Here is a 15743-nt window from a genome sequence, read left to right as displayed (position 1 = left end):
CTCACTTCCCGTCGACAAACCGCCAGCCGATCGGCTCGCCGCCGCGCAACGGCACGATCTGCGTGTCGCCCGCGTCGAACTCAGCCGGCAACGTCCACGACGCGCGCTCCAGCGTCACCGTTTCCTTGCTGCGCGGCAAGCCGTAAAAATCCGCGCCGTGGAAGCTCGCGAAGCCTTCGAGCCGGTCGATCGCGCCGGCCTTGTCGAACGCTTCCGCATAAAGCTCCAGCGCGTGCAGCGCTGTATAGCAACCCGCGCAGCCGCACGCGTGCTCCTTCAGGCCCTTCGGATGCGGCGCGCTGTCGGTGCCGAGGAAGAAGCGCGAATTGCCTGACGTCGCCGCCTCGACGAGCGCCACGCGATGCGTCTCGCGCTTGATCACCGGCAAGCAGAAATAGTGCGGACGAATGCCGCCGACGAGCATCGCGTTGCGGTTGAACAGCAGGTGATGCGCGGTGATCGTCGCGCCGATCGCGCCATCCGCGTCGCGCACGTATTCGGCGGCATCCTTCGTCGTGATGTGCTCGAAGACCACCTTCAGCTCCGGAAAATCGCGGCGCAACGGCGTCATCACGCGGTCGATGAACACCTTCTCGCGATCGAACACGTCGATGTCGCCGTCCGTTACTTCGCCGTGGATAAGCAGCGGCATGCCACTTGCCTGCATCGCTTCGAGTGTTTTCGCGCACTTCGCGAGGTCCGTCACGCCTGCATCGGAATTGGTCGTCGCGCCCGCCGGATACAGCTTCACGCCATGCACGAAGCCGCACTCGCGCGCACGATGAATCTCTTCGGGCGGCGTGTTGTCGGTCAGATACAGCGTCATCAGCGGCTCGAAGCGCGCCGCCGCGCCTTCCTTCGGCAGCGCCGCAAGGATGCGTTCGCGGTACGCCGCGGCCATCTCCGTGGTCGTGACGGGCGGCTTCAGGTTCGGCATGATGATCGCGCGGCCGAACTGGCGCGCCGTGTGCGGCAGGACGGCGGCGAGCGTCGCGCCGTCGCGCACGTGGAGGTGCCAGTCGTCGGGGCGCGCGAGTGTGAGCGATGCGGGCGTCGTGGTCGAAGCGGTCGTGTCGGGCGAGGCGGAAATGGCGGACATGGCGTGATGACGGCGAAGACGTTGAAGGGATGAGCGGGCCGCAAGCAGGATGCGCCGGAACGATGCACCGAAGCAGCGCGGACCGGATAAAACCGCCGTGGAAAACGCACAACGCGCAGCCGGCGCATGCTTCGTTCGATTTTTTCGACCGGGGGCCCGGGTGATATGCTTGTCGGACGTATTGTAACAACCGGCCTTGCGGCCCTAGCCCGTCTGCCTGAAGCAAATGTGCCAACTTCTCGGAATGAATTGCGCCGAACCGACCGACGTGACGTTTTCGTTCACCGGCTTCGCGGCGCGCGGCGGAATGACGGATCACCATGCGGACGGCTGGGGCATCGCGTTCTTCGAGGACAAGGCTTGCAGGCTGTTCATCGATCATCAGTCGTCCGCGAGTTCGCCGCTCGCCGAGATGGTGAAGCGCTACCCGATCAAGTCGAAGAACACGATCGCACATATCCGCAAGGCGACGCAGGGGCACATCCTGCTGGAAAATTGCCATCCGTTCCTGCGTGAACTGTGGGGGCGGCACTGGATCTTCGCGCATAACGGCGATCTGAACGGCCACGCGCCGGAACTGACGGGCGTATATCAGCCGGTCGGCACGACGGATAGCGAACTTGCTTTCTGCGCGCTGCTGCAGGGCTTGCGCCGCGCGTTTCCGAACTCGCAGCCGCCGCTCGACGAACTCTTCGACGCGCTCGCCACGCTCACGCGTGACATCACGCAATACGGCGTCTTCAACTTCCTGATGTCCAACGGGCAGGCGCTGTTCTCGCACTGCTCGACGCATTTGTACTATCTGGTGCGTAGCTGGCCGTTCTCGACGGCGCATCTGATCGACGCGGACATGTCCATCGACTTCGCGAAGTACACGACGCCTGAGGACCGCGTCGCGGTCATCGCCACTTCGCCTCTGACGGACAACGAAGTCTGGACACGCTTCGCACCCGGCGACCTCGCGATGTTTCAGAAAGGCGCGCTCGCGCGGACGGTCAATATCCCGGTGCCGGAAGCCGTGGCGAAGAAGGCGGCCGAGCCGCTCGCCAAGGCTTGCGTCGGCTCCGCGCTGAAGATCGAAGAGATACGGACGACGGCGGCGGTGGAATCGGAACTGGGCATCGAATAAAAAACGCGGCGCGTTCGTGCGAACGCGCCGCGCTTCTTTCGGCCGCAGGCTGCACGAAACTCAGTGCAGAATCTTCGCCAGGAAGTCCTTCGCCCGGTCCGACTTCGGGTTCGCGAAGAACGCTTCCTTCTGGTCATCTTCCACGATGAGCCCCTTGTCCATGAAGATCACGCGATGCGCGACCTTCTTGGCAAAGCCCATCTCGTGCGTCACGCACATCATGGTCATGCCTTCCTGCGCGAGTTCGACCATCACGTCGAGCACCTCGTTGATCATCTCCGGGTCGAGCGCGGATGTCGGTTCGTCGAACAGCATCGCGATCGGGTCCATCGACAGCGCGCGTGCAATCGCCACGCGCTGCTGCTGGCCGCCCGACAATTGCCCCGGATACTTGTCCGCATGCGCGCGCAGGCCGACCCGGTCGAGCAGCTTCAAACCCTTCGCCGTGGCTTCGTCGCTGGAGCGGCCGAGCACCTTGATCTGCGCGAGCGTCAGGTTCTGCACGATCGACAGGTGCGGGAACAGCTCGAAGTGCTGGAACACCATGCCGACCTTCGAACGCAGCTTCGACAAATTCGTCTTCTTGTCCGTCAGCGACTGCCCGTTGATCGAGATATCGCCCTTCTGAAACGGCTCCAGGCCGTTCACGGTTTTAATCAGCGTCGATTTACCCGAACCCGACGGGCCGCACACCACGACGACCTCGCCCTTCTTCACTTCGGTGGTGCAGTCGGTCAGCACCTGGAACTGGCCGTACCACTTGGAAACATTCTTGATAGAGATCATCTTGCGACCTTTTTCTGAAGACTTTTGACGAGGGCCGACGCCACCACGCAAATCACGAAATAACACGCCCCGGCGAACAGCACCATTTCGACGGTCGTGCCGTCGCGGTCACCAATGTTCGTCGCCGTGCGGAAGAAGTCCGCGAGACTGATGACGTAGACGAGCGACGTATCCTGAAACAGCACGATGGCCTGCGTGAGCAACAGCGGCACCATCGCGCGGAAGGCCTGCGGCAGCACGACGAGCTTCATCGCCTGGCCGTAGTTCATGCCGAGCGCGAACGCCGCGTTGACCTGCCCGCGCGGCACCGCCTGAATGCCGGCGCGAATGATTTCCGAATAGTACGCGGCTTCGAAGAGCGAGAACGCGACCATCGCCGATGCGAGGCGAATGTCGATATCGGCCGACAGCCCGAGCACGTTCTGCAGCAGTTGCGGCACGATCAGGAAGAACCACAACAGCACCATCACGAGCGGAATCGAGCGGAACAGCGTGACATACGCGCCCGCGAACCATTGCAGCGGCTTGACGCCCGAGAGACGGAACAGCGCGATGACGGTCCCGAGCAGAATGCCGACGACGATCGCCAGCACCGTGATCTGGAACGTGATGACGGCGCCGGTCCACAGCGTCGGCAGCGCGCCCGGAATACCACTCCAGTTGAACTGATGCATTACTTGCCTCCGATGTAGCCAGGCAGCCGCGTCTTCGCTTCGACCCAGCGCATCAACAGCATCACGATGAGGTTGATGAGCATGTAAGCGAGCGTCACCGCGATGAACGATTCATACGTCTGCGCCGTGTAGTTGACGAGTTGCCGCGCTTGCGCCGACAAGTCCAGCAGACCGATGGTTGACGCCACCGCCGAGTTCTTGAACACGTTCAGGAATTCCGACGTGAGCGGCGGCACGATGATGCGGTAAGCGACCGGCATCAGCACGTACCGGTACGTCTGCCACTGCGTGAAGCCCATCGCGAGGCCCGCGTTGCGCTGTCCGCGCGGCAGCGCGTTGATGCCCGAGCGAACCTGCTCGCACACGCGCGCGCCGGTGAAGAGCCCGAGACAGATGATCGACGACGAGAAGAACTGCGCGGAAGGCGGCAGTTGCTTGAACCAGTTGCCGATGGAAGGCGGCAGCAACTCCGGTATCACGAGATACCAGACGAAGAACTGCACGATCAGCGGGATGTTGCGGAAAATCGCGACGTAGACGGTGCCGATGCCCGCCAGCGTGCGATTCGGGACCGTGCGCAAGATGCCGAACAACGAACCGACCACCAGCGCGATCACCCAGGCCGCGAGTGACACGGTAATCGTCACCCAGAAGCCGGATATCAGCCAGCCGAGGTAGGTGGTGGGCTCGCCGGTGGAAACCGGACTCAGCAGGATGCCCCAGTTCCAGTGATAAGACATGGACTTACTCCAAAAAGAAACGGAAGAAGCGAGGCTCCTTCCGTTTCGTTCGTTCCGCTAGCCGAACCGGTTAGTCGATCGCCTTGTCATTCGGGCTCTTGAACAGAGCCTTCATGTCGTCGCTTTCCGGGAAGTTCAGGTTCAGGCCCTTCGGCGGAATCGGGCTTTCGAACCACTTCTTGTAGATCTTGTCGGCTTCGCCCGACGTTTCGACCTTCGCGATGGCGTCGTCCACCACCTTCTTGAACTCGGGATCGTTCTTGCGAATCATGCAGCCGTAGGCTTCATGCGATTGCGGCGCGCCGACGATCACGAAATCGTTCGGATTGTTCGACTTCGCGCGTTCGCCGGCGAGCAGTGCGTCGTCCATCATGAACGCGACCGCGCGGCCGGTCGACAGCGTCAGGAACGACTCGCCGTGGTCCTTCGCGCTGATGATGTTCATGCCCATGTTCTTGTCCTGGTTCATCTTGCGAAGCAGGCGCTCGGACGTCGTGCCGGCGGTCGTCACGACCGTCTTGCCCTTCAGGTCCGCCCAGTCCTTCACGCCGGAGTCCTTCTTGGTCATGAGGCGCGTGCCGATCACGAAGATGGTGTTCGAGAAGGACACTTGCTGCTGGCGCTCGGCGTTGTTCGTGGTCGAGCCGCACTCGATATCCACGGTGCCGTTCTGCACGAGCGGAATGCGGTTCTGCGAGGTGATCGGCGTGAGCTTCACCTTCAGGTTCGGCTGGTTCAGCTTCTGCTTGACCGCATCCACGACCTTCAGCGCGAACTCATGCGAGTAGCCCACGACGTTTTGCTTGTCGTCATAGTACGAGAACGGAATGGACGATTCGCGATGCCCCAGCGAAATCACGCCCGTATCCTTGATCTTCTTCAGCGTGCCTGCGTCCTGCGCATAAGCGCCCGTGGCGAAAATACCAAGCGCAGCGACGAGCAGCGCAGTCTTTTTAACCTTCATTTGTTCGATCTCCTATGGCGAAAAACGGGCCAAGTTTAGCAGGGTAATTATTCTGAAAGAATGATTGTTAACCGCAAGTCGTCTGATTTACGAGACGGTCCGGTGCAACTCGGTGCAACTGCACGTAGGCGCGCATATTACGCGAAAACAATGAAAAAGCGGGCGGCATTCAGAAGAATGCCGCCCGCTTCTTTCAAAGCTCGATTCGAACCGCGTTTGCAGGGCGATGACGCCGCCCCGCAGGCCTCGTCGCGCCCCGGTTGCAACGGATGCCCCGCCGCACGCGATCCACGCCGATCAGGGGTAGAGACCGCGCATTTCACGCGCCATCAGAATGCGCGTACACGCGACGATGAACGCCGCCGTGCGCACCGATACCTGTTGCTCGCTTGCAACCTGCCACACCGCTGCAAATGCTTCGCGCATCACGCGCTCGAGGCGCAGATTGATTTCGTCTTCCGTCCAGAAGAAGCTCGAGAAGTCCTGCACCCATTCGAAGTAGGAGACGGTCACGCCGCCCGCGTTCGCCACCACGTCCGGAATGACGAGCACGCCCTTGTCGTGCAGGATGTCGTCGGCGGCGGTGGTCGTCGGGCCGTTCGCGCCTTCGACGATGATCTTCGTCTTGATCTTCGGCGCGTTCTCCTCGGTGATCTGCCCTTCGAGTGCCGCCGGGATCAGGATATCGCTTTCGATGGTCCAGAACTCCTCGCGCGAGACCGGATCGCCACCCGCGAAGCCGCCGACGCCGCCGGTTTCTGCGACGTGCGCAGCGAGCGCGACCGTATCGATGCCCCTGGAGTTGAACAGCGTGCCGGTGTGATCCTGCACGGCGATGACGCGTGCGCCTGCTTCCTGGAAGAGACGCGCCGCGATGCCGCCGACGTTGCCGAAGCCTTGCACCGCGATGCGCGCGCCTTCGATCTCCAGACCGACGCGACGCGCCGCTTCGGTGCCGACGACGAACACGCCGCGTCCCGTCGCTTCCTTGCGGCCGAGCGAGCCGCCGAGGGAGATCGGCTTGCCGGTGACGACGCCCGTAGCCGTCTGCCCCTGGTTCATGGAGTAGGTGTCCATCATCCACGCCATGATCTGCTCGTTCGTGTTCACGTCCGGCGCGGGGATGTCCGTGTTCGGCCCGATGATGATGCCGATCTCGCTCGTATAACGACGCGTCACGCGCTCGAGTTCGCCGCGCGACAGCGTACGCGGATCGACGCGGATACCGCCTTTCGCGCCGCCGTAGGGAACGTTCACCGCCGCGTTCTTCACCGACATCCACGCGGACAGCGCCATCACTTCGGAAAGCGTCACGTCCTGGTGATAACGCACGCCGCCCTTGCCCGGACCGCGTGACGTGTTGTGCTGCACACGATAACCCTCGAAGTGCGCGACCGTGCCGTTATCGAGTTCGATCGGGCAATCGACGATCAGAATGCGCTTCGGGCGCTTGAGCGTTTCAAGCCAGCGTGAGAGGGAACCGAGGTAAGGCGCTACGCGATCGACCTGCCGCAGATAATTACCCCAGGGGCCGAGATCGTCGGCATGCAGATACGAGGGGATGGACTGGTCTTGCTTCGGGGAGGACATTGATGCTCCAGCGGTTGTGGAATGCATGCATTGTCGAAAAACGGCGTTTCCAAATCCAATGCCGTTTCCTTATCCCATCATGCGTTTCGTGCATAACGTCGGCGAGACTTATGCGGCGGGCGTTTCCGCCGATGCCTTCAACAGTTCTTCACCGACCGCGTCCCAGAGCGCGCGCATCAGCGCCTGGCGAGGTTCGTCGCCTTGTGAGGCGAGCTTGTCGCGATAGAGGCGGATTTCCATCGTCAACGTGAACTGGCCGGCGGGCGTCCCGCGCGTTCCGCGGTCGAGCCGGATAAGCCGTCCTTCATCGACGGCGTCTTCCACTGCGCTATGCGGCAAGAACGCGACGCCGTGGCCCGCGAGCGCCATCGCCTTGAGCCCTTCGGCCATGTCCGTCTCGTAGACCTTGTCGAGATGCAGGCGCGTCGGCGCGGTCGCGATGATCACTTCGGTCATGCGTCCGAGATATGCATTCGGCGTGTACGACAGATACGGCGCGGGCGTATCAGCGGTGGCGGGCAGCGTGTAGCGCGCGCGCCCCGCCTTGTTCGCGGCCGAGAAGGGGCTGATCGGTTCGACACCGAGCGTCAGCATGTCGTAGCGAGCGGGATCGAGCGCGACCGGATGGCTCGGATGGTGATAACCCATCACGAGATCGCAGCCGCCTTCGACGAGCGACAGCACCGCATCGTGCACGTTGAGCGCGCGCAGCCGCGTGCGGATGCGTCCGAGCCGCGCCTCGATGTGCTGCAGCCAGCGCGGAAAGTACGTGAGCGACAACGTGTGCGGCACCGCGAACTCGATGGTCGCCGCAGGCGCGCCGCCCTGCCCGCGCAGGAGCGTGCGTGCTTCGTGGAACTGCGAGAGCATCGCGAGCGCCTGCTCGTAGAAGACCTGTCCGGCCTGCGTGAGCCGGGTCGGATAAACGGAGCGATCGATCAACTCGGTGCCGAGCCACGCTTCGAGCGCCTGGATGCGTCGTGAGAAAGCCGGCTGCGTGATATGCCGAAGCCCGGCCGAGCGGCTAAAGCTGCGCGTCTCCGCGAGGGAGACGAAGTCTTCGAGCCATTTCAGTTCCATGCTGAGTTCGCGCCTTGATGTGCGGATGCGGCATTTTAGCGGGCGCGCGCGCTTCATTCGATGGCGCGAACGAGCCGCAGCGCACCATCGGCAAGCACACGGCACGCGCACGGTGCGGCGTCGCGGCATCGATGTCCGGCCCGAAACGCAAGCCAGTCATGATGTCGCACCCTACGTGAAAACATGGATTCCATTGGCATGATGCTTGCAAAATTCCGGGCGGCCGCAAGGGCATCTCTTAAGCGCGCACTTCGCCTCTACCGGAACACGCAATGTCCAACCTCATCGCATCGCTCAGGAGCGGCAACTGGCGCTCGCTGCTCGCCTGCTTTCTCTACTTCGATACGGGCTTCACCGTTTGGGTGCTGTATGGGCCGCTTGCGCCGTTCATCGGCCGTGACGTGACGATGTCCGCCGCACAGCAAGGCTTCCTCGTCGCGGTGCCGGTGCTGGCCGCCGCGATTCTCCGCGTGACGCTCGGCAATCTTTATCAATCGACCGATGGCCGCCGCGTCGCGCTGATGGGCGTGCTCCTCTCCTCGATACCGTCGATCGTGCTGCCGCTCGTGCCGGGCGTGCCGTCGTATGCGCTCTTGCTCGTGCTCGGCGTGTTCCTCGGCATGGGCGGCGCGAGCTTCGCCGTCGCGCTGCCGATGGCCGGCAGCAACTATCCGCCCAAGGTGCAGGGACTCGTGCTTGGCCTCGCTGCGGCCGGTAACATCGGCGCGGTGCTCGACGGCTTTCTGTTCCCTCATCTCGCCGATGCCTTCGGCTGGAAGCTCTCGACTGCCGCCGCACTGCCGCTGCTCGCGATCACGGCAGCCGCGCTCTACGCGTGGGCGTCGGACGCGGGCGAGAAAACCGGCAGCACGATGCGCGCGCTCGCCAGCTTCGCGGTGACGCTCGTGAGCCTCGTCGTGCTCGTGCTCGCCGTGCATGGCGGCGTGTTCGGAGCGGGACGCGCGGGCGTTCTGCTGCTGCCGGTGGTCGGCGCGCTCATCGCGATCGCCGTGTTGCCGCGACGTTATCGTTCGGTGCTCGGCGAGCGCGATACCTGGGTCATCATGCTGATCTATAGCATCACCTTCGGCGGCTTCGTCGGAATGTCGTCGTATGTGACGCTGCTGCTCACGTCGCTTTATCAGATGCCGAAGCTCGAAGCGGGCCTTTTCATGTCGCTGCTCGCGTTCCTCGGTGCAATCGTGCGACCGTTCGGCGGCTATGTGGCCGATCGCGTGACCGGCGTGCGCGCGTTACTCGTGCTGCTCGCGGCAATCGCTGCCGCGGACTTCGCCTTCGCTATCTGGATGCCGCCCGTGACCGGCGGACTCGCACTGCTCGTGTGCCTTTACATCGCGTTCGGGCTCGGCAATGGCTCGACGTTCCAGCTCGTGCCGCATCGCTGGAAGGGGAAGACGGGCTTGCTGTCGGGGATCGTCGGTGCGGCGGGGGGAATCGGCGGATTCTATCTGCCGGTGATCATGGGCATCGCCAAGGAAAGCACCGGCAGCTATCAGATGGGCTTCGCCACGTTCGGCGTGCTGGCGACGTGCGCGTTCGGTGCGCTATTCGCGTTGCGCGGACAGTGGCTGCAGTGGTCGGCGTTGCCGGCGCAAGGGCACGATCCAGTGGCGATCAACGGCGCCCATGCGATGGAGTGATGCGGCGGCTCATGATCGGCGGTCGTCGTCGATTGCGGGCCAGCGCGCGAACGCGAACACATAAAGGGCGATCAGAGTCAGCGCGGGGGTCATGAACGCGAGCACCCACCAGCCGGAGCGTCCGGTGCGACGAATGATTCGCACAACCGGATAAATTGTCACGGCGAATACTGCCGCGAGTAGAAGCCAGTCCCAGACACTGATGTCGTCCATGCGCTTTTCCGAGTGCTGATGAAAGGCGCGAATGTAGCAGGCCAGGAAAAAAGAAACTGTTGCATTGAGTGCAATCGCGCTGTTCCAAGAGCAAGACAAGGCTCAAGCGCCCGCCGTATCCCGCTGATGCTGCGCTGTTTCGTCCACCGTGCGCTGCTGCAACGCCCACATCTGCGCGAACAACCCGCCCGCCCGCAGCAACTCCGCGTGCGTGCCGCGCTCCACCACGCGTCCGTGATCCATCACGATGATCTGCTGCGCGTGCACGACCGTCGATAGCCGATGCGCGATGATGAGCGTCGTCCGCTCGCGCGCGATCGAATCGAGTTCGCGCTGAATCGCGCGTTCGGACTTTGAATCGAGCGCGGAGGTGGCTTCGTCGAAAATCAGGATCGGTGGATTCTTGAGCAGCGTCCGCGCGATGGCCACGCGCTGCTTCTCGCCGCCCGACAGTTTCAGCCCGCGTTCGCCGACCGTCGTTTCATAACCGGCCGGCAGTCCTTCGATGAAGTCGTGGATATGCGCCGCCCGCGCCGCGGCGATCACCTCGTCGCGGCTCGCCGATGGCCGTCCATACGCGATGTTGTAGTAGATCGAGTCGTTGAAGAGCACGGTGTCCTGCGGCACGATGCCGATGGATGCCCGCAGCGAATCCTGCGTGACATCGCGAATGTCCTGCCCGTCGATCACGATGCGCCCGCCCTTCTCGCGATCCAGATCGTAAAAGCGGAACAAGAGCCGCCCGAGCGTCGATTTCCCCGATCCGCTGTGCCCGACGACCGCCGTCGTGGTGCCCGCCGCAATGGTGAAATCGACATCGTGGAGAATGGGCCGCGCCGCTTCATAGGCGAAGCTCACGCGCTCGAAGCGCACTTCGCCACCGGTGACATCGAGCGGCGGCGCATTCGGCGCGTCGGGCACTTCGCGACCGGCGCCAAGCAGCGTGAACATGCGGTCCATGTCGGTCAGCGCCTGCTTCAGTTCGCGATACACCACGCCGAGAAAGTTCAGTGGGATATAGAGCTGCAGCATGAACGTGTTGATGAGCACGAGATCGCCGAGCGTGAGCCGCCCGGACATCACGCCTTGTGTCGCGCGCCACAGAATGAACACGAGCCCGGTGCCGATGATCGCCTGCTGCCCGAAGTTGAGCATCGACAGTGAACGCTGCGACTTGATCGCGGCCGCGCGGTATCGCTGCAGATTCTCGTCGTAACGGCGCGTTTCCCATTCCTCGTTGCCGAAGTACTTCACGGTCTCGTAGTTGAGCAGCGAATCGATCGCGCGCGAATTGGCCTTCGAATCCAGTTCGTTCATCGTGCGCCGGTAATGCGTGCGCCACTCCGTCACCTTCACCGTGAAGCCGATATACAGGACCAGCGCGACCAGGGTAACGATCGCGTAATACGCTTCGTACTTCGTCACGAAGAACGCAAGCACGAGCCCGACTTCGACGAGCGTCGGCAAGATGCTGTACAGCGAATACGACACGAGTTGCTGAATGCCGCGCGTGCCGCGTTCGATATCGCGTGACATGCCGCCGGTTTGCCGCTCGAGATGAAAGCGCAGCGACAGCGAGTGCAGATGCCGAAACACTCGCAGCGCGAGTTGCCGAACCGCGCTTTCCGTCACCTTCGCGAAGAGCAGTTCCCGCAGCTCCGTGAAGAGCGACGTCGAAAGCCGCACGCCGGCATAAGCGACGACCAGGAGCCCGATGCCACCGATCAGCACGATGCCGGGCGCATCGCTGGCGCGGCCGAGGGCGGTGAGATGCTGCACGGACGCGAGGCTATCGACGATGTGCTTCATCACGATCGGCACGCCGAGATTGGCGACCTTCGCGCCGATGAGGCACGTCAGCGCGAAGACGACGCGCCATTTGTAAGTGGTCAGATACGGCAGCAGCGAGCGGATGGTCTGCCAGTCGTTGCGCGGACCTTGCGCGACTGGCCCCGGCTCGGTGTTCGAATAGCGGCGCATGAGTTCGGGTTATGGAGGCGCGTCGCGCGAACGTTGCTCGATGGCGCGGCGTGGGGACGCCTTATGTGGACCGGGCGCACGCCGTGCGTGCTTCCCGTACAATTTGTCGAGGGCCGCGGCGCTCATGCAGTGCTGATGCGCGCGGCCTTTTCCTATACATAAGCATTGTCGCAGAAGGTGCAAGGCCACGCTCGCGCCTGCCTTCTCATCGAGCGACAGCAATCGGACTGCCTTTCATGCCTGAAGAATCCAGACTTCCCCAGAAGCCCGTGACGCTGCGCGTCGTGCCTCAACCCGCCGATTCGAACATGCACGGCGACGTGTTCGGCGGATGGATCATGGCGCAAGTGGACATTGCCGGATCGATTCCGGCGAGCCGTCGCGCGAACGGGCGCGTCGCGACCATCGCGGTGAATTCGTTCCTGTTCAAGAACCCGGTGTTCGTCGGCGATCTGCTGAGCTTCTATACCGACATCGTGAAGACGGGCAACACGTCGATCACCATCTACGTCGAGGTTTATGCGCAGCGCATGAGTCTCGCGGAAGAAGTCGTCAAGGTGACGGAAGCGACGCTGACTTACGTCGCGACCGACAACGATCGCCGGCCGCGCGCGTTGCCGCCGCTGGATTGACGCTCGCGCCCCCCCTCAGTTCAACAGCACCCCCTGCTGCAGCAACCCCGGAATGGCGTCATGCGGCATGGGGCGCGAGAACAGGAAGCCCTGCATCTCGTCACAATCGCGCTCGCGCAGGAACTCATGCTGCGCGGCCGTTTCGACGCCTTCCGCGATCACCTGCAATTCGAGCGAATGCGCGAGCGCGATGATCGCCGACGTGATGGTTTCGTCGTCGCCCGACGAGCCGATATCCGCCACGAAAGAGCGGTCGATCTTCAGCCGATGCACCGGAAAGCGCTTGAGATACGACAGGCTCGAATAGCCGGTGCCGAAGTCATCGATCGCAATGCCGATGCCGAGCGCCGATAGCTCCGACAGCATCGCCACCGCATCTTCCGCATTGCGCATGATTGCGCTCTCGGTCAGTTCCAGTTCCAGATAGCGCGGCTCGAGCCCGGTCTCCTCGAGCACCGATGTCACGAGCGTCGCGATATCGCGCTGCTGAAAATGCCGCGCCGACAGATTCACCGACATGCGCGCGGGCGGCAGACCCGCATCCTGCCACGCCTTGTTCTGCCGGCACGCCTCGCGCAGCACCCATTCCGACAACGGCCCGATGAGCCCGCTTTCTTCCGCGACCGGAATGAACGCCGCCGGCGACACGAGCCCCTGCTCGGGATCGTGCCATCGCACGAGCGCCTCGATGCCGACGATCGCGCGCGTCGCCATGTCCACTTGCGGCTGGTAGTGCAGCAGGAATTCGCCGTCGCGCAGCGCGCGCCGCAGCCGCCGCTCCAGATTCATGCGTGCCCCGACGCTCGCGTTCATCTCCGGCTGATAGAACTGATACGTGTTGCGCCCGAGATCCTTCGCGCGATACATCGCGAGATCGGCTTTCTTGAGCACGGTCTCGGCGTCGTCGCCATCCTGCGGAAAGAGGCTCGCGCCCATGCTGCAGCCGACGTAAAGCTCGGTATCGTCGAGCCACACGGGCTCCGAGATCGCCGCGCGCGTGCGCTCCATCCATGCGATGAGACTCGCTTCGTCGGCAACGTCGGGCAGCACGAACACGAACTCATCGCCGCCGTGACGCGCGACCGTATCGCTCGCACGCGCGGATCGCGCGAGCCGCTCGCCGATCACCGCGAGCAGACGATCGCCGACGCTGTGCCCCAGGCTATCGTTGACGTTCTTGAAGCCGTCGAGATCCATGAACACGACCGCGATCCTGGTGCCGCGCCGCCGCGCCTGCTCGATCGCCTGTTGCAGCCGGTCGCGCAGCAGATTGCGGTTCGGCAACTGCGTGAGCGTGTCGTAGTTCGCCTGATATTCGAGCTGCTCCTGATAGCGCATCAGGTCGGTGACATCGTTGATGATGCCGATATGATGCGTCGTCAGCCCCTGTGCATTAGGCACCGGCGCGACGAAAAGCTGATTCCAGAACAGCGCGCCGTCCTTGCGATAGTTCCGCACGACGACGCTCGTCTCCATGTCCGCGGCCAGCGCGCGGCGGATCGACTTCAAGCCTTCCTGTTCGCGGTCGCTGCCGTGCAGGAAGCCGCAGTTGCGGCCGATGACCTCCACCGGATCGTAGCCCGTGATGCGCTTGAACGCCGGATTCGCATACTCGATGACGTTCGCGCCGTTCACCACGCCGGTGATGAGAATCGCGTTCACGCTCGCGTCGAGCGCACGGCTTTGCAGACGCAGCGCAAGTTCGGCGCGCTTGCGCTCGGTCACGTCCTGATACGAGCCGAGCACGCCGATGGTATGGCCTTCGCCGTCGAGCAGCGGCAGCAGGCTCGTGACGACCGTATGCAGCGTCTCGCCGACGAGCACGTCGCGCTCGAAGTGCATCTTCGGCACGGTCGTCCCGATGACATCATGGTCGTCGGCCCGCACCATGTCGGCGGCGGCGGACCACGGCAAATCGTAGTCCGTCTTGCCGACGATCTGCTCGTTGTACGCGAGCCCCGCATCGCGGGCGAACGCGTTGTTGCAGCCGAGATAGCGCGATTCGCGGTCTTTCCAGAACACGCGCTGCGGAATGTTGTCGATGACCGCTTCGAGCATCTCGTTCGACCGGCGCGCCTCGGCTTCGGCGTTGATGCGGTCGGTCACGTCGTGCGCGAGCATGAAAAGCCCCGGCCGATTCGAATACGTGAGCGCGTGGTGCGAGACGTCGGCGCTGCTTGTCGAGCCATCGCGATGCCGGTATCGCCACACGCCGCTCGAGCGCTGGCCGCGCGTCGGGCGATCGCCGGCTTCCGCGCCGCTCCGAGCGAGCCGCGCCGCGAAACGGTCGAAGTCGTCGGCGACATGCAGGTCGCGCAACGTCATCTCCATGAAATCGGATTCCGCGTATCCGTAATGCTCGACAGCGGCCGGATTGACGGCGATGAAGCGCATCGTTTCCCGATCGACGATCCACATCGGCACCGGATGCGCCTCGAACATGCTGCGGAATCGCTCGTTGCTGCGATGTTTCGCCCGCGCGATGCCGAGCTTTTCGCGCGACGAACGCTCGTGACTCATGAACAGGTAGATGAGAACGCCGCTGCCGGCGAGCATCGTGAACGCGAGCAGCAGCATGGCGCCGCCCGAGCCGGTGGCGGAGCGGTCGAGCGCGGCGATGGTCGCGGTATCGATACGCGAACGGACGACGCCCATTTCCTCGTCCACCGCTTGCTGGTCCTCGCCGAGCGAGACGAACGCCGAGTCGACCCACGTTCGCGGCGCGTCGGGAGGCGCGCGGCGGGCGCGTTCATCGGCGAGATTGGCGTCCGTGCGCATGGTGGCGACGCGCGCAACGAGCGCATTGAATGCGCCGGCGATGCCGGGTTCCAGCGCGGTCTGGGCGCGCAGGCCGCTTTCGAGCGCGTCGAGGTGGGCTTCGCGCGCTTCGTGTTGCGCCATCGGCTCGACGATGCCGGTCGCCTCGAATCGGCTGACTTGGGTGAGCGTTTCGCCGAGCGCGCCGCGATAGGCTGCGAGATCGCGCAGGAGACTCATCGAGCGCAGTGTGCGGGCATTGCCGTCGCGCAAATCGGCGATTCGCTCGCAGGCGACGAACGCATTCGCGCCGAGCGCGGCGAGCACCACGGCGATATTGACGAGCAAGCGCCTGGAGAGAAAACGAGTCATGAGCGGCGGGCCGATCCGGTTGTTCCGCGAGGCACGCGCCGATGCCGTGCGCGCGCCCACGCAAAA

13 protein-coding genes are annotated in these 15743 nt (G+C 63.5%); 3 read left to right on the top strand and 10 right to left on the bottom strand.

Features of this window, described 5'->3' with window-relative positions; translation table 11 throughout:
- Position 1: 1 nt before the first annotated feature.
- A complete protein-coding gene (gene pyrC / locus P9255_RS21195; RefSeq protein WP_309763366.1) occupies positions 2–1099 on the bottom strand; it encodes a dihydroorotase in 1098 nt (365 codons plus the stop codon).
- 226 nt (positions 1100–1325) lie between these two features.
- Here pyrC and P9255_RS21190 point away from each other — a divergent pair, with 226 nt between their 5' ends.
- Positions 1326–2228 carry a class II glutamine amidotransferase gene (locus P9255_RS21190; RefSeq protein WP_309763367.1) on the top strand — a complete coding sequence of 301 codons (903 nt, stop codon included), beginning with the start codon at positions 1326–1328 and terminating at the stop codon, positions 2226–2228.
- A gap of 60 nt (positions 2229–2288) precedes the next feature.
- Here the strand turns inward: P9255_RS21190 and P9255_RS21185 are convergent, their stop codons facing one another.
- The 6 genes from P9255_RS21185 to P9255_RS21160 all read right to left on the bottom strand — a co-directional run bounded on the left by P9255_RS21185 (position 2289) and on the right by P9255_RS21160 (position 8062).
- On the bottom strand, positions 2289–3014 hold the full coding sequence (locus tag P9255_RS21185) for an amino acid ABC transporter ATP-binding protein (RefSeq protein WP_309763368.1): 726 nt from the start codon (positions 3012–3014) through the stop codon (positions 2289–2291).
- Positions 3011–3688, bottom strand: coding sequence for a glutamate/aspartate ABC transporter permease GltK (gene gltK, locus P9255_RS21180; RefSeq protein WP_309763369.1), 678 nt, complete (start codon positions 3686–3688; stop codon positions 3011–3013). The genes P9255_RS21185 and gltK overlap by 4 nt, the downstream gene beginning before the upstream one ends.
- Positions 3688–4428 carry an amino acid ABC transporter permease gene (locus P9255_RS21175; protein WP_309790403.1) on the bottom strand — a complete coding sequence of 247 codons (741 nt, stop codon included), beginning with the start codon at positions 4426–4428 and terminating at the stop codon, positions 3688–3690. The genes gltK and P9255_RS21175 overlap by 1 nt, the downstream gene beginning before the upstream one ends.
- 70 nt (positions 4429–4498) lie before the next feature.
- Positions 4499–5392 (bottom strand): glutamate/aspartate ABC transporter substrate-binding protein, encoded by an 894-nt coding sequence (locus P9255_RS21170; protein WP_309763371.1) that lies wholly within the window; start codon positions 5390–5392, stop codon positions 4499–4501.
- Positions 5393–5689: 297 nt separating this feature from the next.
- Positions 5690–6982 carry a Glu/Leu/Phe/Val dehydrogenase gene (locus P9255_RS21165; protein WP_309763372.1) on the bottom strand — a complete coding sequence of 431 codons (1293 nt, stop codon included), beginning with the start codon at positions 6980–6982 and terminating at the stop codon, positions 5690–5692.
- 108 nt (positions 6983–7090) lie between these two features.
- Positions 7091–8062, bottom strand: coding sequence for a LysR substrate-binding domain-containing protein (locus P9255_RS21160; protein ID WP_309763373.1), 972 nt, complete (start codon positions 8060–8062; stop codon positions 7091–7093).
- Between the two features lie 272 nt (positions 8063–8334).
- Between P9255_RS21160 and P9255_RS21155 the strand changes: the two genes are divergently transcribed.
- A complete protein-coding gene (locus P9255_RS21155) occupies positions 8335–9723 on the top strand; it encodes an MFS transporter (protein ID WP_309763374.1) in 1389 nt (462 codons plus the stop codon).
- Positions 9724–9732: 9 nt separating this feature from the next.
- On the opposite strand, the gene P9255_RS21150 is transcribed toward P9255_RS21155, so the two are convergent.
- Complete coding sequence (locus tag P9255_RS21150; protein ID WP_309763375.1) at positions 9733–9936, bottom strand: hypothetical protein; 204 nt, start codon at positions 9934–9936, stop codon at positions 9733–9735.
- Between the two features lie 102 nt (positions 9937–10038).
- Entirely contained in the window at positions 10039–11916 is a 1878-nt protein-coding gene (locus P9255_RS21145; protein WP_309763376.1) for an ABC transporter ATP-binding protein/permease, read from the bottom strand.
- Positions 11917–12152: 236 nt separating this feature from the next.
- On the opposite strand from P9255_RS21145, the gene P9255_RS21140 reads away from it, so the two are divergent.
- Complete coding sequence (locus P9255_RS21140; RefSeq protein ID WP_309763377.1) at positions 12153–12548, top strand: acyl-CoA thioesterase; 396 nt, start codon at positions 12153–12155, stop codon at positions 12546–12548.
- Between the two features lie 15 nt (positions 12549–12563).
- Here P9255_RS21140 and P9255_RS21135 read toward each other — a convergent pair whose 3' ends face one another.
- On the bottom strand, positions 12564–15677 hold the full coding sequence (locus P9255_RS21135) for an EAL domain-containing protein (RefSeq protein WP_309763378.1): 3114 nt from the start codon (positions 15675–15677) through the stop codon (positions 12564–12566).
- Positions 15678–15743: the final 66 nt, after the last annotated feature.

The organism is Caballeronia sp. LZ019, from assembly GCF_031450825.1.
In the GTDB taxonomy this organism is placed as follows: Bacteria; Pseudomonadota; Gammaproteobacteria; order Burkholderiales; family Burkholderiaceae; genus Caballeronia.
The sequence above is the reverse complement of the archived record's forward strand: the minus strand, read 5'-3'. Positions and strand labels throughout refer to the sequence as shown.